At 74.7% G+C, this 16,768-nt stretch carries 16 protein-coding genes; 6 read left to right on the top strand and 10 right to left on the bottom strand.

Annotation, left to right across the window (positions count from 1 at the left end):
• Positions 1–97: 97 nt before the first annotated feature.
• The 5 genes from ABD879_RS20310 to ABD879_RS20290 all read right to left on the bottom strand — a co-directional run bounded on the left by ABD879_RS20310 (position 98) and on the right by ABD879_RS20290 (position 5,692).
• Positions 98–1,891 (bottom strand): nickel-dependent hydrogenase large subunit, encoded by a 1,794-nt coding sequence (locus tag ABD879_RS20310; protein ID WP_345023074.1) that lies wholly within the window; start codon positions 1,889–1,891, stop codon positions 98–100.
• A gap of 74 nt (positions 1,892–1,965) precedes the next feature.
• On the bottom strand, positions 1,966–3,027 hold the full coding sequence (locus ABD879_RS20305) for an NADH-quinone oxidoreductase subunit B family protein (protein ID WP_345023073.1): 1,062 nt from the start codon (positions 3,025–3,027) through the stop codon (positions 1,966–1,968).
• Between the two features lie 184 nt (positions 3,028–3,211).
• Positions 3,212–3,568 carry a hydrogenase maturation nickel metallochaperone HypA/HybF gene (locus tag ABD879_RS20300; protein WP_345023072.1) on the bottom strand — a complete coding sequence of 119 codons (357 nt, stop codon included), beginning with the start codon at positions 3,566–3,568 and terminating at the stop codon, positions 3,212–3,214.
• A complete protein-coding gene (locus ABD879_RS20295) occupies positions 3,561–4,223 on the bottom strand; it encodes a hydrogenase maturation protease (protein WP_345023070.1) in 663 nt (220 codons plus the stop codon). Before ABD879_RS20295 ends, ABD879_RS20300 begins: the two co-directional genes overlap by 8 nt.
• Positions 4,220–5,692, bottom strand: a complete 1,473-nt coding sequence (locus ABD879_RS20290; protein WP_345023069.1) for a hypothetical protein — start codon at positions 5,690–5,692, stop codon at positions 4,220–4,222. Before ABD879_RS20290 ends, ABD879_RS20295 begins: the two co-directional genes overlap by 4 nt.
• A 257-nt stretch (positions 5,693–5,949) precedes the next feature.
• Here ABD879_RS20290 and ABD879_RS20285 point away from each other — a divergent pair, with 257 nt between their 5' ends.
• On the top strand, positions 5,950–6,819 hold the full coding sequence (locus ABD879_RS20285; RefSeq protein ID WP_345023068.1) for a DMT family transporter: 870 nt from the start codon (positions 5,950–5,952) through the stop codon (positions 6,817–6,819).
• The gene (locus ABD879_RS20280; protein ID WP_345023067.1) at positions 6,816–7,676 is read left to right on the top strand and encodes a DMT family transporter; all 861 of its coding nucleotides are present in this window, start codon (positions 6,816–6,818) and stop codon (positions 7,674–7,676) included. Before ABD879_RS20285 ends, ABD879_RS20280 begins: the two co-directional genes overlap by 4 nt.
• On the opposite strand, the gene ABD879_RS20275 is transcribed toward ABD879_RS20280, so the two are convergent.
• Positions 7,667–8,821 (bottom strand): MGDG synthase family glycosyltransferase, encoded by a 1,155-nt coding sequence (locus ABD879_RS20275; protein ID WP_345023066.1) that lies wholly within the window; start codon positions 8,819–8,821, stop codon positions 7,667–7,669. The two genes, ABD879_RS20280 and ABD879_RS20275, sit on opposite strands and share 10 nt — an antisense overlap.
• Positions 8,822–8,869: 48 nt before the next feature.
• Between ABD879_RS20275 and ABD879_RS20270 the strand changes: the two genes are divergently transcribed.
• Positions 8,870–9,574: a polysaccharide deacetylase family protein gene (locus ABD879_RS20270; protein ID WP_345023065.1), complete on the top strand. Its 705-nt coding sequence runs from the start codon at positions 8,870–8,872 to the stop codon at positions 9,572–9,574.
• Between the two features lie 126 nt (positions 9,575–9,700).
• Here the strand turns inward: ABD879_RS20270 and ABD879_RS20265 are convergent, their stop codons facing one another.
• Positions 9,701–10,222, bottom strand: coding sequence for a CBS domain-containing protein (locus ABD879_RS20265; protein ID WP_345023064.1), 522 nt, complete (start codon positions 10,220–10,222; stop codon positions 9,701–9,703).
• On the bottom strand, positions 10,219–10,686 hold the full coding sequence (locus ABD879_RS20260; protein WP_285494876.1) for a pyridoxamine 5'-phosphate oxidase family protein: 468 nt from the start codon (positions 10,684–10,686) through the stop codon (positions 10,219–10,221). The genes ABD879_RS20265 and ABD879_RS20260 overlap by 4 nt, the downstream gene beginning before the upstream one ends.
• 272 nt (positions 10,687–10,958) lie before the next feature.
• Between ABD879_RS20260 and ABD879_RS20255 the strand changes: the two genes are divergently transcribed.
• Both ABD879_RS20255 and ABD879_RS20250 read left to right on the top strand, forming a co-directional pair.
• On the top strand, positions 10,959–13,319 hold the full coding sequence (locus ABD879_RS20255; protein WP_345023063.1) for a phosphoketolase family protein: 2,361 nt from the start codon (positions 10,959–10,961) through the stop codon (positions 13,317–13,319).
• Between the two features lie 18 nt (positions 13,320–13,337).
• On the top strand, positions 13,338–14,429 hold the full coding sequence (locus tag ABD879_RS20250) for an acetate/propionate family kinase (RefSeq protein ID WP_345023062.1): 1,092 nt from the start codon (positions 13,338–13,340) through the stop codon (positions 14,427–14,429).
• 21 nt (positions 14,430–14,450) lie between these two features.
• On the opposite strand, the gene ABD879_RS20245 is transcribed toward ABD879_RS20250, so the two are convergent.
• Complete coding sequence (locus tag ABD879_RS20245) at positions 14,451–14,894, bottom strand: pyridoxamine 5'-phosphate oxidase family protein (protein WP_345023061.1); 444 nt, start codon at positions 14,892–14,894, stop codon at positions 14,451–14,453.
• 216 nt (positions 14,895–15,110) lie between these two features.
• Between ABD879_RS20245 and ABD879_RS20240 the strand changes: the two genes are divergently transcribed.
• Positions 15,111–15,983 carry a universal stress protein gene (locus tag ABD879_RS20240; protein WP_345023060.1) on the top strand — a complete coding sequence of 291 codons (873 nt, stop codon included), beginning with the start codon at positions 15,111–15,113 and terminating at the stop codon, positions 15,981–15,983.
• A 21-nt stretch (positions 15,984–16,004) separates the two neighbouring features.
• Here ABD879_RS20240 and ABD879_RS20235 read toward each other — a convergent pair whose 3' ends face one another.
• Positions 16,005–16,697, bottom strand: coding sequence for a response regulator (locus ABD879_RS20235; RefSeq protein ID WP_345023059.1), 693 nt, complete (start codon positions 16,695–16,697; stop codon positions 16,005–16,007).
• Between the last annotated feature and the right edge of the window lie 71 nt (positions 16,698–16,768).

Below are 16,768 nucleotides of genomic sequence, written 5' to 3'. Positions count from 1 at the left end.
CCGCCGCGGACCCGGACCGCCGTCCGCGGTCGGCACGTCCGCGGGCGCCGCGGCATGCTTGGTCCGCTCGTCCGCGGGCCGCTCGGTCGCGTGCCGCTCAGCCATGCGCGGAACCGAACATCGGCGAGTGCAGCTTGCGCACCTGGCGGCCCTTGCCGAGGTACATGTGCACCCCGCAGGGCAGGCACGGGTCGAAGCTGCGCACCGTCCGCATGATGTCGACGCCCTTGAACTCGTCCGGCCCGTTCTCCTCGAAGATCGGCGTGCCCTGCACGGCGTCCTCGTACGGTCCGGGCGTGCCGTGGACGTCGCGCGGGCTGGCGTTCCACGGCGTCGGCGGGTACGGGTGGTAGTTGGCGATCTTGCCGTCGCGGATCACCATGTGGTGGGACAGCACGCCCCGCACCGCCTCGTGGAAGCCGCAGCCGATCGCCTCGTCGGGCACGTCGAAGTCCTGGAAGACCCGGGTGTCGCCCGAGCGGACCAGCCGCAGCCCCTGGTCGATGAAGTGCATCGCCATCGCCGCCGCGTACGCCACGAAGTAGGCCCGGGCCCGGTCGCGCTCCAGCGTGTTGGACCACTTCGGGATGTGCCACTCCAGCGTCTGCTCCGGCAGCTTCTCGCCCTTGGGCAGCGTGATCTGCACGCTGGAGCCGGTCGCCTTGACATAGGGCGTGTCGACGAGGTTGGACAGCGCCGTCACGTACAGCCGGGCGAAGGCACCGCCGCCGGTGTCCAGCGCCAGGTGCTTGCCGCTGCCCGGGTCCAGCCAGCGCGGGCTCATCACCCAGGAGTACTTGTCCTCGAAGTCCCGCTTCTGCGGCACCGGAAGCGTGGTCTGGTTCCACGGGTGACGCATGTCGACCGGGTTGCCCAGCGGGTCGTGGGTGACGAACGGCTCCTCGTTCACCCAGTCGTCGTAGTAGGAGCTGCCCAGCAGGATGCGCATGCCGAGGTTGATGTCCACCAGGTCGTTGGTCAGCAGCGTGCCGTCCACCACGATGCCCGGGGTGACGAACATCGCCTTGCCCCAGCGGTTCATCGTCTCGTACCGGTAGTCGGTGACGTCGGGATCCTGGAACGACCCCCAGCACCCCAGCAGGATCCGGCGGCGGCCGACCTCCTCGTAGCCCGGCAGCGCCTCGTAGAAGAAGTCGAACACGTCGTCGTTCATGGCGACCGACCGCTTGATGAAGTCGACGATGCGGATGAGGCGGCTGAGGTAGTCGGTGAACACGGTCGGCTCCGGCATCGTGCCGACCCCGCCGGGATACACCGTCGAGGGGTGCACGTGCCGCCCCTCCATCAGGCAGAACATCTCGCGGGTGACGCGGCTGACGCGCAGCGCCTCCTGGTAGAAGTCGCCCTCGAACGGGTTGAACGCCGCCATGATGTCGGCGATCGTCCGGTAGCCGTGCAGCTCGGCGTGCGGCGCCTCGGTGGTGCGCGCCCTGGCCAGCAGCCCGGGGTTGGTCTCCTTGACCATGGCCTCGCAGAAGTCGACGAAGACCATGTTGTCCTGGAACAGGGTGTGGTCGAACATGTACTCGGCGGCCTCGCCGAGATTGATGATCCACTCGGCCAGCGGCGGGTTCTGGATGCCGTAGGCCATGTTCTGCGCGTACACCGAGCAGGTGGTGTGGTTGTCGCCGCAGATGCCGCAGATCCGGCTGGTGATGAACCCGGCGTCGCGCGGGTCCTTGCCCTTCATGAACACCGAGTAGCCGCGGAACAGCGACGAGGTGCTGCGGCACTCCACGACCTGCCGGTTCGCGAAGTCGATCTTGGTGTAGATGCCGAGGTTGCCGATGATCCGGGTGATCGGGTCCCACGCCATCTCGACGAGCTGGCCGGGTTCGGCGGGTGCGGGTCTGCGCTCCGTCGTGGTCATCCGCCCGATTCCTTTCGTCCCGTTCCGCTGGTGCCGTCCGCCGGTGCCGTGCGCGCCTTCGCCCGCGCCGGCCGCTAGGGCCGGTACCGCGGGTCGTAGCCGCTGGTGAGCACGTCACGGTTGTGGTGCCACTTGGGTTCCTTGTTCGCCGTGCGGTTGGTGATCGCGCGCAGGCGGCGGATGGCCGCCCCGTACGGTCTGATCAGCATGCTGGACAGGCTGCCGCCCGGCGGCTGGTCCATGAACGGCATGAACTTGTCCGGGAAGCCGGGCATGGTGCAGGCGATGCAGATGCCGCCCACGTTGGGGCAGCCGCCCACGCCGCCCATCCAGCCCCGCTTGGGCACGTTGCAGTTGACCACCGGCCCCCAGCAGCCGATCTTCACCTGGCACTTGGGGGAGTTGTAGTCCCTGGCGAAGTCGGCCTGCTCGTAGTACGAGCCGCGGTCGCAGCCCTCGTGCACCGTCTTGCCGAACAGCCACTGCGGCCGCAGCATCGAGTCCAGCGGCGGCGGGGGCGCCGAGCCGGCCGCGTGGTACAGCACCCACGTCAGCGTCTCCATGAAGTTCTCCGGCTGGATGGGGCAGCCGGGGACGTTGACGATCGGCAGCCCCCCGGCCGACCGGAAGTCCCAGCCGAGGTAGTCGGCCAGCCCCATGCAGCCGGTCGGGTTGCCCGCCATGGCGTGGATGCCGCCGTAGGTGGCGCAGGTGCCCGCGGCCACCACCGCCCACGCCCGCGGCGCGAGCAGGTCGATCCACCGGTTCAGGGGGACCGGCTCGCCCGTCTCGGGGTCGTTGCCGAACGAGGTCCAATAGCCGTCGCCGTTGATGTTCTCGTTCGGGATGGACCCCTCGATGACGAGGATGAACGGCTCCAGCTCGCCGCGCGCGGCCGCGCGGAACGGGGCCAGGAACTGCTCGCCGCCGACGGCCGGCGACAGCACCTTGTTGTGCAGGTTCACCTTGGGCAGCCCCGGGATGCGGCCGTTCACCACGTCCTCGATCGCGGGCTGCGCCGAGGCGGTCATCGAGACGGTGTCCCCGTCGCAGCTCATCCCCTCGGAGATCCACAGGATCGTGATCTCGTCGATGCCCTCGCGGGCGGGGGCGGTGGCCTCCTGTGCCTTGGTCATCTGCGTGGCCTCCCCTGGATCCGGTCGCGGACACGGTCGTGGACACGGTCGTGGACGGCGGCCACCGGGGCGGCCACCGGGACGGCCGCCGCCGGCGCGGGCGGCCCGTCGGGGGCGGCCGGGTGGTCGCGGAACGGCCGCTCGGCCGTCCGGCGGTCATGGGCGGGCGGGGCGGCGGCGCCCATCAGGCACCGTCCCGGACGGAGCCGTCCATGGTGATCGACTCCAGCACGACGTCGTCGTGCCCGGTGACCTCGACGTCGACACCGCCGCAGTTGGGGCAGGCGACCAGGTGGGCGGCGTCGTCGACCGGCGAGCGGGCGCCGCAGCCGCCGCAGCGCGCCGTCAGCGGCACCACCACCAGGTCCAGGGCGGCGTCCTGGGCGACCGTGCCCGCCGCCGCCATCCGGAAGCCCTGCTCCACGACGCCCGGGTCGACGGCGTGCCCGCCGACGCGCACGCGCACGCCGCGCACCCGCCGCCCGCCGGCCCGGCGCACCGCCGCCTCGACGATCGCCTCGCACATGCCCATCTCATGCATCCGCCCGCACCTCTTCCCCGGTCGTGTCCGTCCGCGCCGCCCCCGCCCGTGCCGACTCTGCCCGGGCCGGTACCGTCCGGGCCGCCTCCGCGCGGGCCACCTCGGCAACCAGGCGGATGGCCTCGGGAACGGCGGCGGCGACGGGCGGCGACAGCCCCATCCGCTCGTCGACGCTCTCGGGACGGCAGCCCACGACCAGCGCGCGGTCCACGGCGCCGCCGAGGCGGTGCAGCAGCCGCAGCACCGTCAGCGGGTCCATGCCGTGCCCGTCCACGACCGCTGCGGCGGTGTCCGCGGCAGCGCCTGCGCCGGTGTCCGCGCCGGTGTCCGCGCCGATGTCCGCGCCGATGTCCGCGCCGATGTCCGGGGCGGCGCCGCCGGTGTCCGCGGCGGCGTCGCCGACATCGAGGACGGCCAACGTGCCGGGCGGCCCGTCCAGCGGCACCGCGTCCACCATGATCAGCGTGTCGTGGCGGCCGTCGAGCAGCTCGTAGGCCAGATGCAGGCCGCGGATGCCGTAGTCGGCGACGTCCACCGCGGGCGGCAGCTCCGCGGCGTCGACGCGGCGGACCACCTCCACGCCGAAGCCGTCGTCGCCGAGGAAGACGTTGCCGATGCCCGCGACGAGGACGCGCCGCGGCCGGTCGCGGCTCATGCGTCCCTCCCCTCGCCGGGCAGCGGCTCGACCTCGTCGGGGCGGAAGTAGCGGAACCGGCCGTACCAGCGGTGCAGGTCGGCGCCGGGGTCGTCCTCGACCGTCACGGCCAGGTGGCGGGCGCCGTCCACGTCCAGCAGCACCGCCTCGACCACGGCGGTCCGGCCCTGCAGGAACGCGTCCTGCGGGTCCGTGCCCTGGGCGCGCGGCCGCAGCCGCACCCGGGAGCCCCGGGACACCGGCACGCCGGACACCACGACGCGGTCGGTCTCCGGGGAGACCGAGTCGTCGGCGCCCGGATCCCACCACGGTGCGGACGGACGCTCCGCCGCCGCGCCGTCCGCCGTTGTGCCGTCCGCCGCCGCGCCGCCGGACGGGGCGTGGGCGTGCGGGACCGGCCGCCGCGACCGGATCGCGCCGTGCAGCCGCGACAGGACCGCCGGGGGCATCCCCTCGACCTGGTCCAGGATCCGCGCGGCCCGGGGATCGGTCGCCCGCGCCTCCCGCTTCTCGGCGTCGGTCAGGGTGCGCGTGCGCAGCGACAGGATCTCGTCGATCTCGGTCGCGTCGTACAGGTCGCCGGGGCTCTCCGGCGCCACGCGCGGATGGTCGTACAGCAGGATCGGCGACGACAGCACCACCTCGCGCCCGCCCGGCCCGCCCGCCAGAACGGGGAAGGTGTGCTGGTTGGTGCACGTGCGGACCGCCTCCGCCGCCCACGCCGGAGGGTCTAGCAGCGACACGAACGCGCCGCCCCGCACGGCGAGCAGGACGTGCGAGGCGATCGGCGACACCCGCAGCGCCTCGTCCCGGGTCCCCTCCACCTGGAAGGTGTCGTTGCGGTTCTCCACGCGCACCCGCAGGCGGAACAGCGGGGTCCGCGTGCGGCACGGGACGGCCGACACCGCCAGCAGCGCCGTCACCGGCCACCGCCTGCGCACCACGCGCCCCACCGGGCGCCCCTCGTCGTCGGTCAGCGGTTCGACGTCCTCGCCCTCGTCGGCGTGCAGCGTGACGCGGTGCTCCCCGGCGAGCAGGTCGCCGAGCGGCACCGTGGCGTCGAACTCCCGGGGGACCGCCTCGTCGAAGCTCGACTCGGGCCGCGACCCGGTGTCCAGGGCGTCGGCGGGCCGGTAGGAGCCGTCCGGCAGCAGCCGTTCCACCGACCGGTGCTGAAGCTGCAGGAACCGGACCCGGCAGTCGACGACGGTGTCGCCGGCGTCGCCGGCGGACTCCACCAGGCAGTCGGTCTGCTGCCACCAGGTCTCCGCGGACCCCGCCACGCCCGCGTCGGCCGGGCCGCGCGCCAGCGTCCACGTCCGCGGCGTGAGCACGCCGAACTGCCAGCGCACCCGGTTCTTGATGGACGAACGGCGGTACGGATACAGCAGATACCCCTCGTAGAGGACGGCGTCGGCCACCGCCCGCGCGGCCTCGAACCCCGCGGTGGCGGCACCGGCCTTCCCCATACGATCGTCCTCCGTTGCGCTCACTCGCCCGCGGACGGCAGGCGGGGACTTTCCCGGTATAGCAACGGCGCACCGGGCCCGGTAAGTGGCGCCGGACGATAGGTGACGGACGCACATAGCGTCGCCCGCGGCGGCCTTCGGCGCCCGCTCCTCGAACCGCCCCGCACGAGGTAAAACGACAGGTCGGACGGGGGTTTCGCCGGTGAGAAGCGGCGCGGGAGGGGTACGACGGACCCCATGATTCCGGCGGGGGGCCGATGAGCACCGTGCTCGCACTGGCGGCGGCCTGCCTCATCGGCGCGGGGTTCGTCGCCCAGCAGCACGTCGCCTACCGCGAGCCGCTGGACGAGATGCTGCACCTGCGGCTGCTCACCCACCTGGTCCGCAAGCGGGTGTGGCTGCTCGGCATCGCCGCCATGGTCTGCGGCCAGGTGCTGGGCGCGCTGGCGCTGACCGGCGCCGACCTCGGCAGCGTCGAGCCGCTGCTGGCCACCAACCTGATCTTCGCCTTCCTGATCGCGCACGCGGTCTACCAGGAATGGCTGAGCCACGCGGCGTGGTGGGGCGCGGTGCTGGTCACCGGAGGGGTCACCGGCTTCCTGGTGTTCGGCCGGCCGCAGGGCGGGCAGCCCGCGGGCCCCACGTCGCCGCGCTGGCTGGCCGCCGGGGTGGTGCTGGCGCTGGCCGTCGGGCTGGCGCTGCTCGCCGCGCCGTGCTCGCTGCGGACCAAGGCCCTGCTGTTCTCCGCCGCGGCGGGCATGATGTTCGGCGTCCAGGACGCGCTGACCCACGGCACGCTGCAGGTCCTCGGGCACGGCGGCCTGGCCGCCGGCCTGTGGAACTGGCAGCCGTACGCCCTGGTCGCCATCGCCGTGGTGTCGCTGCTGCTGGCGCAGAGCGCGTTCGACGCCGCCCCGCTGGCGATCTCGCTGCCCGCCATCACCGCCGCCGAGCCGGTCATCGGGATCGTCCTCGGCGTCTTCGTGTTCGCCGAACGGCTGCAGATCACCGCCGGGGCGCTGGCGGCCGAGGTCGCCGGGCTCAGCATGGTCGTGCTCGGCATCGTCGTGCTCGCCCGGGCCCGCTATCCCGGCAAACCGGCGGCCACCGGGGACGAGCCGCCATGATCCTCGCGATCGTCCTCGCCCTGTGCGCCGCGGCGAGCAACGCGCTGTCGTCGGTGCTGCAGCGGCGCGCGGCGCGCTCGGTCGCGCCGGGCGACTCCTTCCAGCTGTCGATGCTGCTGCGCCTGGTGCGCGACACCGGCTGGCTCCTCGGCATCCTCGCAATGATCGGGGGGTTCCTCTTCCAGGCCGGGGCGCTCACCGTCGGCCAGCTCGCCCTGGTCCAGCCGATCCTGGTGACCGAGCTGCCGTTCACCATGGCCTTCATCTGGCTGCTGCTGGGGCGCAGGCTCGACCGCGAGGCGTGGACCGCCGTCGGCGCCCTGACCGTCGGCCTGGCCGTCCTGCTGGCCGCGGCCGACCCGGGCGACGGCACCCGGACGCCCCACCGCATCGAGTGGGCGATCGCCATCCTCGTCACGGTCGGGCTGATGGCGTTGCTGGTGTCGTCGTCGCGGGCGGTGCGCGGCCCGCGCCGCGCGGTGCTGCTGGCGGTGGCGAGCGGGCTGGGGTTCTCCTTCACCGCCGCGCTCATGAAGGAGGCCACCCGCGCCATCTCCGGCGGCGCGGTCGCGTTGCTGACCTCCTGGGCGCTGTACGCCATGGTGGCGGCGGGGCTGGCGAGCCTGCTGCTGCTGCAGGACGCCCTGCGCAGCGGCACGCTGGTGGCCGTGCAGCCGGGACTCAACGTGACCGACCCGGTCGCCAGCATCGCCTACGGCGTCGGCCTGTTCGGCGAGTCGATCCGCCTGGGCGGCTGGGTGGTGCCGGAGCTGCTGGGCATCGGCCTGATCCTGTACGGCAGCATCCACCTCGCCCGGCCGCTGCGCGACGACGACGGCGCCGACGCCTACGACTGAGACCCCGGCGCCGGCGCGGGAGCCCCCCTGAGCCGTCCGCCCAGCAGCAGCGCCTCGGCGGACGGCGCGGCGAACAGGGCGGCGCCGGCGGCGACCAGGCGGGCGCGTTCGGCGGGATCGGCCAGCCGGTCCAGCGCGGCCAGCAGGTCCCGGGGGCCGCCCGCGTAGACGCTCAGCCCGGCGCGCGCCATGGCCAGCGCGCCGTCGCGGCCGTGGCCGGGGATCGGCCGGTAGGAGACCACCGGCAGCCCGGCCGCGAACGCCTCCCGGCAGGTCAGCCCGGCGGCGTTGTCGACCAGCGCGTACGCGTCCGCCATCAGCGCGGGCAGGTCGTCGCGCCAGCCGAGGGCCAGGCCGGGCCGGAGCGCGGCCAGGCGGTGGCGCAACCGCTCGTTGCGGCCGCACAGCACGACCGGCAGATACCGCCCCGAACCCGCCAGCACGCGGGCGGCCTCGGCCACCTCGCCGACCCCCCACGATCCCGCCGAGACCAGCACCAGCCGGTCGTCCGGCCGCACGCCGAGCCGCTCCCGGGCCCGCCGGGCCGGAGCCGTCCGGCCGTCCGGGCGGCGGAAGGCCGGGCCGGTGAGCGGGGCGCAGCACGCCGCCGGACGCCCGGTCAGCGCGGTCACCCGCCGCGCGGCCCCCGCAGACGGGCACAGGTAGCGGTCGTTGCCCGGATGCAGCCACATCCGGTGCACGGCGAAGTCGGTCAGCAGCACCGTGCTCGGCACGGCGAGCAGGCCCCGGCCGCGCAGCCGCCCGGCCGCCTGCGCGGCCACGTGGAAGGTGGTGACGACCTCGCCCGGACGGCGGCTCGCCACCAGCCGCCGCAGCCGGGCGGCGGCCAGCACCGTCAGCGGCGAATCCCAGGCGCGGACCCGCCGGGCGCCCGCCGCGGGCCCGCCGCCGACCGGCCGCCGGGGCGGGGGAGCGAAGAACACCCGGTAGATCAGCGCGTACACCCACGGCGCCGACCGCATCATCCAGCCGTACCAGCGGCGCAGCCCCCCGCCCAGCCCGAGCGGCAGCAGCTCCAGCAGGTCCACCACCTCGGCCGCGCCGCCGGCCGCCGCCAGCCGCCGGGCCAGCTCGGCGGCGGCCCCGTCGTGCCCGGCGCCCATGCTCGCGCTGACGATCAGCACGCTGTGTCGCGCTGGCGTCACCGTCCGGCATGCCGCAGACTGGGGAGAGTGGCCCGCGCCGCGCTGACGCTCACCGGCCTGGCCCTGCTGCACGCGGGGCCCGCCGCGTCCTGGCTGCCCGCCGTGCGCCGCCGCCTGCCGGGGCTGGCCGGCGTCGGACGCGCCGGGCACGTCGCGCTGACCTTCGACGACGGGCCCGACCCCCGCTCCACCCCGCTGTTCTTGGACGAGCTGCGGCGGCTCGGCTGCCGGGCCACCTTCTTCCTGCTGGGCGACATGCTGCGCCGCCACCCCGAGCTGGGCCGGCGGATCGCCGCCGAGGGCCACGAGACCGCCGTGCACGGCTGGGCCCACCGCAACGCGCTGGTGACGCGCCCCGGCCGGGTGACCGCCGAGATCGCCCGCGCCGCCGATCTGGTCGCCGCCGTCACCGGCGCCGAACCGCTCTGGTACCGGCCCCCCTACGGGGTGCTGAGCGCCGAGGCGCTGGCGGCGGCCCGCCGCCGCGGGCTGCGGCCGGTGCTGTGGACGGCATGGGGCAGGGACTGGACGCGCACGGCGACGCCGGCGTCGGTGCTGGCCGCGCTCGCCCCCGGCCTGCGGGGCGGGGCCACCGTCCTGCTCCACGACTCCGACTGCACCTCCGCTCCCGGTTCCTGGCGGGCGGCGCTCGGCGCCCTGCCCGGCCTGGTGGCCCGCTGCGCCGACCTCGGCCTGCAGGTGGGGCCGCTGCGGGAGCACGGCGTCCGCTGAAAACGGCCGCCCGCGCACCGGACACGGCACGCGCCGGTCCGGTGGCGGTGCGTCACCACACGTTCCCCCCGTCTGCCCGGTGGACCGCCGGCCAAACCACCCCGCCCCGCGGGCGCGGGGGCGCGGTCAGTCCGGAGGGACCGCGCTGTGCGGAGCGGTGTGCCGCCGGCGCTCGGGGAGCACCGGTTCGATCCGGTACATCGACGGCGTGCACGAGCCGCGCGTGCGGTCGGGACCGGGGACCCCGGCCAGCGCCGCGACCAGATCGCGGGCGGTGACCAGGCCGACGAGCTCGCCGTGCTCGCCGATCACCGTCACGTAGTCGCGCTCGACCGCCAGCATCGCGGCGGCGGCCTGCGCGAGGGTGGCCTCGGGCCGCACGCACATGGGGCCCCGGCGCGGCAGCAGGGTCGTGACCGCCCTGCGGGCGCCCAGCGGGCTGGACGGCTCCCACGTGGCCGTGAGCGTCGCCGCGTCGACGACGCCCAGGCAGCGCCCGCCGCCGTCCACCACCGGCAGGTGGTGCACGCGCGCCCGGCACATCAGCTCCCAGGCCATCGGCACGGTCTCCTCGGCGGTGACGGTCAGCAGATCGGTCGTCATCACCTCGGCGACCGTGCGTTGGTCCGGCGGCCTGCGCGTGGTCACGACTCCTCCCCGGCATGGGCGCAGACGGCGTCCCGCTGGGGCGGCCGCACGATGCGGCGGCCGCTGACCTGCCGCGCGGTGACGCGGATGAAGTGGTCGCGCATCCCCGGCGACCACGGCGTCAGCGGCAGCCGCGCCAGCCGGTCCCGCTCGGCCGGCGACGTCACGGCCCGGGCGGGACCGATCAGGGTGACCGACCAGCCGGTGCGGCTCGCCTCGTCGAAGTCGTCGGCCTCGAACGCGACGATGGCGCCCCGGGTCGCCGCGGCCAGCTTCGACCCGGGCACGGTCCGGATGATCACACTGTCGTCGGCGTCGAGGACGAAGTTGACCGGCTGGATCGCCGGCAGCGCACGGTCGGTGAACACGATCCTGCCGATCGGCACCGACCGCATCAGGTCCAGGCACTCGCGCGTGCCGATGACCTGCAGCCCGCAGCGGGCGTCGGTTGTGTCGTGCCTCATATCGTGCCTCACGTTCTCCGTTCCGGCGCTGCCCTCATTCCTCCACTGTCGGTCCGCGCGGGGCCGGTTCGGCAGGGCCGAACGTCACCGGATGCGCGGACGTCGGCGCCCGGACGGCTCCCCGGGTGCGGACCTTCGCCCCTGCCGCCGCCGGTGCGGGCGGTGGTGCGATTGCCGTGCCCGGCCGCGGGGAGGCAGTCCAGACGCGGAACGCTCGACGACCCGAGGCGGACCGGCCCCGCCGCGGGCACCGACCAAGCGAAGGAGCCGCCATGAAGCAGGCCGAAGCGCTGACCGACCACGACGTGCGGCTGATCGACGCGTACTGGAGGGCCGCCAACTACCTGTCCGTCGGGCAGATCTACCTGCTCGACAACCCCCTGCTGCGCGAGCCGCTGCGCCCCGCGCACATCAAGCCGCGGCTGCTCGGCCACTGGGGCACCTCCCCGGGCCTGAACTTCTGCTACGCCCACCTCAACCGCGTGATCAGGGCCCGCGACCTGGACATGATCTACATCATGGGGCCCGGGCACGGCGGCCCGGCGGCGGTCGCCAACGCCTGGCTGGAGGGCACCTACAGCGAGGTCTACCCGCACGTCACGCAGGACGCGGCCGGCATGGCGCGGCTGTTCCGGCAGTTCTCCTTCCCCGGCGGGGTGCCGAGCCACGTCGCGCCCGAGACGCCCGGGTCGATCCACGAGGGCGGCGAGCTGGGGTACGCGCTGGCGCACGCCTACGGCGCGGCGTTCGACAACCCCGGCCTGGTGGTGGCGTGCATCGTCGGCGACGGGGAGGCCGAGACCGGCCCGCTGGCGGCCGCCTGGCACTCCACCAAGTTCCTCGACCCGGTGCGCGACGGCGCGGTGCTGCCGATCCTGCACCTGAACGGCTACAAGATCGCCAACCCGGCGGTGCTGGCCCGCATCCCCGAGGACGAGCTGGTGGCCCTGCTGCGCGGCTACGGCCACCGCCCGATCCTGCTGAGCGGGGACGACCCGGAGCCGATGCACCGGGCGATGGCGGCCGCGCTGGACGAGGCGTTGGACGAGATCGCCGGCATCCAGGCCGCGGCCCGCTCCGGGACGCTCACCGGACGGCCCCGCTGGCCGATGATCGTGCTGCGCACCCCGAAGGGCTGGACGGGCCCCAAGGAGGTGGACGGCGTGCCCGTGGAGGGCACGTGGCGGGCCCACCAGGTGCCGCTGGCGGGCGTCCGCGACGACCCCCGGCACCTGGCGATGCTGGAGGCGTGGCTGCGGTCCTACCGGCCCGAGGAGCTGTTCGACGCCGACGGCCGCCCGCTGCCCGAGCTGCGCGCGGCCGCGCCGGCGGGGGAGCGGCGGATGAGCGCCAACCCGCACGCCAACGGCGGGCTCCTGCTGCGGCCCCTCGTCCTGCCCGACTTCCGCGCCTACGCGGTCGCGGTCGACCGGCCGGGCGCCACCTCCGCCGAGCCGACCCGCGTCCTGGGCGCGTACCTGCGCGAGGTCGTGGCGGCCAACCCGGACGACTTCCGCATCATGGGCCCGGACGAGACCGCCTCCAACCGGCTGGGCGCGGTGTTCGACGTCACCGACCGCGTCTTCACCGGGGACCGGTACCCGACCGACGAGCACCTGGGGCCGCACGGCCGGGTCATGGAGGTGCTCAGCGAGCACCTGTGCCAGGGCTGGCTGGAGGGCTACCTGCTGACCGGGCGGCACGGGCTGTTCAACAGCTACGAGGCGTTCGTCCACATCGTCGACGCCATGTTCAACCAGCACGCCAAGTGGCTGAAGGTCGCCCGGCGGCTGCCGTGGCGGCGGCCCGTCGCCTCGCTGAACTACCTGCTGTCGTCGCACGTGTGGCGGCAGGACCACAACGGGTTCACCCACCAGGACCCCGGCTTCCTGGACGTGGTGATGAACAAGAAACCCGAGATCATCCGGGTCTACCTGCCGCCGGACGCCAACACGCTGCTGTCGGTGGCCGACCACTGCCTGCGCTCGCGCGACTGCGTCAACGTCGTCGTCGCGGGCAAGCAGCCGTCCCCGAACTGGCTGTCGGTGGACGAGGCCGTCCTGCACTGCACCCGCGGCATCGGCATCTGGGAGTGGGCCAGCACCGACGGCGGCGCCGACCCGGACGTGGTGCTGGCCTGCGCGGGCGACGTGCCCACCCTGGAGACGCTGGCCGCCGCCGACCTGCTGCGCCGCTACTTCCCCGAGCTGCGGGTGCGGGTGGTCAACGTGGTCGACCTGATGCGGCTGCAGCCGGACTCCGAGCACCCGCACGGGCTGGGCGACGCCGAGTTCGACGCGCTGTTCACCGTCGACCGGCCGATCATCTTCGCCTTCCACGGCTACCCGTACCTGATCCACCGGCTCGCCTACCGCCGCGCCGGCCACCGCAACCTGCACGTGCGCGGCTACAAGGAGGAGGGCACCACCACGACGCCGTTCGACATGGTCATGCTCAACGACCTGGACCGCTACCACCTGGTCATGGACGTCATCGACCGGGTGCCGTCGCTGGGCGGGCGGGTGGCGCACGTCCGCCAGCGCATGATCGACAAGCGGCTGGCCCTGCGCGCCTACACGCGCGAGCACGGCGAGGACGCGCCCGAGGTCCGCGACTGGACCTGGCCCGGCTAGGCCCGCGAGGAGGCAGCGATGCGGATACTGACCGTCAACCCCGGGTCCAGCAGCCTCAAGCTGAGCCTGCTGGACGGCGACGCCCCGCCGACCCGCGCCGAGATCGCCGCCGGCGACGGGGGACGGCAGGCCGAGCGCCTGGCCGCCGCGGTGGCGCGGATGCCGCGGCCCGACGCGGTGGGCCTGCGGTTCGTGCACGGCGGCCGCGACCTCGTCGAGCCGGTGGTCGTCGACGACCGGGTGACCGAGCTGCTGTACCGGCTGGTGGACCTGGCGCCCGTGCACCAGCCGCTGTCGCTGTACGCGCTGGGCGAGATCGGCCGGGCCCTGCCCGGCGTGCCGGTCGTCGGCTGCTTCGACACCGCCTTCCACGCGCACCTGCCCGAGGCCGCCGCGACCTACGCCCTCCCGGCGGAGTGGCGCGAACGCCACGGCCTGCGCCGCTACGGCTTCCACGGCCTGTCCTACGCCTACGCCACCCGCCGCGCGGGCGAGCTGCTGCGGGCCGATCCGGCCGCGCCGCGCATGGTGATCTGCCATCTGGGGGCGGGCGCCTCGCTGGCGGCGGTCGCCGGCGGCCGGTCGGTGGACACCACGATGGGCTTCACCCCGCTGGAGGGGCTGGTCATGGCCGAACGCGCCGGGAGCATCGACCCCGGCATCCCGCTGTGGCTGATCCGGCACGGGCTGTCGGCCCAGGACGTCGGCGACGCGCTGGAGCACCGCTCCGGCCTGCGCGGGCTGGCGGGCACCGGCGACATGCGGCGGCTGCGCGCCCGGGCCGCCGAAGGCGACGAGGCCGCCGCCCTCGCGCTGGAGGTCTACCACCACCGGCTGCGCGCCTGCGCCGCCGCGATGGCCGCCGCGCTGGGCGGCCTGGACGCGCTGGTGTTCACCGGCGGCGTCGGCGAGCACGACGCCGAGACGCGGCGCCGCCTCGCCGCGGACCTGCGCCACCTCGGCGTCGCCGTCGATCCCGAGGCCAACGCGACCGCCCGCGGCGACGCCGAGATCACCGCCGCGGGCGCCCCGGTCCGCACCCTGGTGGTCACCGCGCGCGAGGACCTGGAGATCGCCGCGGGCGTGCGGGCCGCCCTCGGCGCCGCCTGAGGGCCGGGCCGGGCGCCGCGCCTACAAGGATGCCGTCCGGTCCGCCGAGTCGGGAGAGGGGACCGGGATGCGGCGCCCGGAGTACATCTGCGGACGGATGCGGACGAACTGCTCGCGTTCTCCCGGGGCCCACGGCGTCAGCGGCAGCCGGCGCAGCTCCTCCAGCTCGCCGGGATCGGTGACGAGGCGGGCATGGCCGACGACCACCACCGACCAGCCGGTGCGGGTGGCGGCGTCGAAGTCGTCGGCCTCGAACGCGACGACGGCCCCCCGGACCGCGGCGGCCAGCTTGGACCCGTTGGACGTGCGGATCACCACCTCGTCGTCCACCAGCGCGAAGTTGACCGGCTGCACCGCGGGCAGCGCCCGGTCGGTGAACACGATGCGGCCGACGGGAGCGCTAGCCAGCAGGGCACGGCACTGGTCGGCGTCCAGGATCTCCAGTCCGCTGCGATCGAGAGGCATGCCCCTCAGCTTCTCGCCGGCCCGCGCGCCGACACCAGGGACGAAGGTCCCTGGACGAAGCCGGGGCGGCCGTGCGCGACCCCGTCCATCGCACCGTCCATCGCACCGTCCACCGCCGCAGGACGGTCCGAAAAGGGGGCTTTCGGCCCTACGGCGGCGCGCGCGGACGAGGGTCGATGGAGGTGAGGGGACGTCGATGGATGTGCGGAGGGCACGATGGCGCACGGTTCGCACGTGCTCGTCGGCTACGACGCGACACGGGAGAGCGAGCAGGCGCTGCGCTGGGCGGCCGAGGAGGCCCGGCTGCGCGGGCTGCCGCTGCGCGTGTGCCACGCGTGGCGCTGGCCCTACCCGGTCGGCTACGTCGACCGCGAGTGCATGGCCAGGGTCCGCCGGATCGGCGAGCACATCCTCGACCGCGGGGTCGCCCTGGCCAACGACGTCGCGCCCACGGTGTGCACGCAGAAGCAGCTGGTGGACGGCCCGGCCGACGCGGCGCTGACGCACCACGCCCACGGCGCGGAGCTGATCGTGGTGGGCTCGCGCGAAGGCGGCGACGTGTCCGCCGGGTCGATCGCGCTGCGGCTGCCCGGCCGGGCGCGCCGTCCGGTGGTGGTCGTGCGCGCGGCCGGCACCCGGTCCGGCGCGGGCGAGGTGGTCGTCGGCGTCGACGGTTCGGCGGCCGGCGACGCGGCGCTGGCGCTGGCCTTCGAGGAGGCCGAGCTGCACGGCTGGCGGGTGCGGGCCGTGTACGGCTGCTGGGAGCCCGCCGCGGCGCGCGACTGCGACCTCGGGCTGTTCAACGACCGGGAGAAGCTGCGCCGGATCTGCCGGGAGCGCCTGGACCGCGCGGTCGCGCCCTGGCGTGCGCGCCATCCGCTGGTCGAGGCCGAGGCCGCCCTGGTGGTGGAGCCGCCGCGGCAGGCGCTGCTCGCCGCCGCCGAGACCGCCGACCTCGTCGTGGTCGGCAACCGCGGCTCGGGCGGGCCGGAACCGTCGGCGCTGGGGACGACCAGCACCGCGCTGCTGCTGCAGGTGCCGTGCACGGTCGCCGTCGTGCAGGCCGGCGGGTGCTTCACCGGGGACTGACCGCCCGGGGGCGGCGGGGCTCTAGCGGTCGCGTGCGGCGTCGGCGCGGGTGCCCTCCGCCCGGAGCTGGGCGGCCAGCGCGGCGGCCTGCGTGCGGCGGCTCATGCCCAGCTTGGCGAACAGGTTGGAGACGTAGTTCTTGACGGTCTTCTCGGCCAGGAACATCCGCTCGCCGATCTGCCGGTTCGTCAGGCCCTCGCCGATCAGCTCCAGGATCTGCCGCTCCTGGTCCGACAGCGCGGCCAGGGGGTCCTTGCGCTCCTGCCGCTCGCGCAGCCGCTGCAGCATCCGCTGGGTGCTGCGCGGGTCCAGCAGCGACTGCCCGGAGGCGACGGTGCGCACCGCGCCGACCAGGTCCGAGCCGTGGATCTGCTTGAGCACGTAGCCGGCGGCGCCGGCCATCACCGCGTCGAACAGGGCGTCCTCGTCGTCGAACGAGGTCAGCATCAGGCAGGCGATCTCGGGCTGGCGGGAGCGGATCTCGCGGCAGACGCTCACCCCGTCGCCGTCCGGCAGCCGTACGTCCAGCACGGCCACGTGCGGGCGCGCCGCCGGGATGCGGGCGAGGGCCTGCTCGGCCGAGCCCGCCTCGCCGACGATCTCGATGTCGTCCTCGGCCGACAGCAGGGCGGCGACGCCGCGGCGCACCACCTCGTGGTCGTCCAGGAGAAATACCCGGATGATCTGGTTTTTGTCGGCCGTTGGGTCCGTCATGACATCAGTCCCCTAGTCTCGTGGTGTCGTCCATTGTTCGACGCTAGCCGCAAAGGGAGGGGGCGAACGGC

It is taken from the genome of Actinomadura keratinilytica (assembly GCF_039539665.1).
Taxonomy (GTDB): Bacteria; Actinomycetota; Actinomycetes; order Streptosporangiales; family Streptosporangiaceae; genus Spirillospora; species Spirillospora keratinilytica.
Note: the sequence above shows the minus strand (reverse complement) of the source record. Positions and strands in the feature narration are given on the sequence as shown.

Bases quoted from the DNA above. Each gene is read 5' to 3' on its own strand.
- ABD879_RS20310 (WP_345023074.1), bottom strand. From the start codon at position 1,891: ATGACCACGACGGAGCGCAGACCCGCACCCGCCGAACCCGGCCAGCTC.
- ABD879_RS20305 (WP_345023073.1), bottom strand. From the start codon at position 3,027: ATGACCAAGGCACAGGAGGCCACCGCCCCCGCCCGCGAGGGCATCGAC.
- ABD879_RS20300 (WP_345023072.1), bottom strand. From the start codon at position 3,568: ATGCATGAGATGGGCATGTGCGAGGCGATCGTCGAGGCGGCGGTGCGC.
- ABD879_RS20295 (WP_345023070.1), bottom strand. From the start codon at position 4,223: ATGAGCCGCGACCGGCCGCGGCGCGTCCTCGTCGCGGGCATCGGCAAC.
- ABD879_RS20290 (WP_345023069.1), bottom strand. From the start codon at position 5,692: ATGGGGAAGGCCGGTGCCGCCACCGCGGGGTTCGAGGCCGCGCGGGCG.
- ABD879_RS20285 (WP_345023068.1), top strand. From the start codon at position 5,950: ATGAGCACCGTGCTCGCACTGGCGGCGGCCTGCCTCATCGGCGCGGGG.
- ABD879_RS20280 (WP_345023067.1), top strand. From the start codon at position 6,816: ATGATCCTCGCGATCGTCCTCGCCCTGTGCGCCGCGGCGAGCAACGCG.
- ABD879_RS20260 (WP_285494876.1), bottom strand. From the start codon at position 10,686: ATGAGGCACGACACAACCGACGCCCGCTGCGGGCTGCAGGTCATCGGC.
- ABD879_RS20255 (WP_345023063.1), top strand. From the start codon at position 10,959: ATGAAGCAGGCCGAAGCGCTGACCGACCACGACGTGCGGCTGATCGAC.
- ABD879_RS20250 (WP_345023062.1), top strand. From the start codon at position 13,338: ATGCGGATACTGACCGTCAACCCCGGGTCCAGCAGCCTCAAGCTGAGC.
- ABD879_RS20245 (WP_345023061.1), bottom strand. From the start codon at position 14,894: ATGCCTCTCGATCGCAGCGGACTGGAGATCCTGGACGCCGACCAGTGC.
- ABD879_RS20240 (WP_345023060.1), top strand. From the start codon at position 15,111: ATGGCGCACGGTTCGCACGTGCTCGTCGGCTACGACGCGACACGGGAG.
- ABD879_RS20235 (WP_345023059.1), bottom strand. From the start codon at position 16,697: ATGACGGACCCAACGGCCGACAAAAACCAGATCATCCGGGTATTTCTC.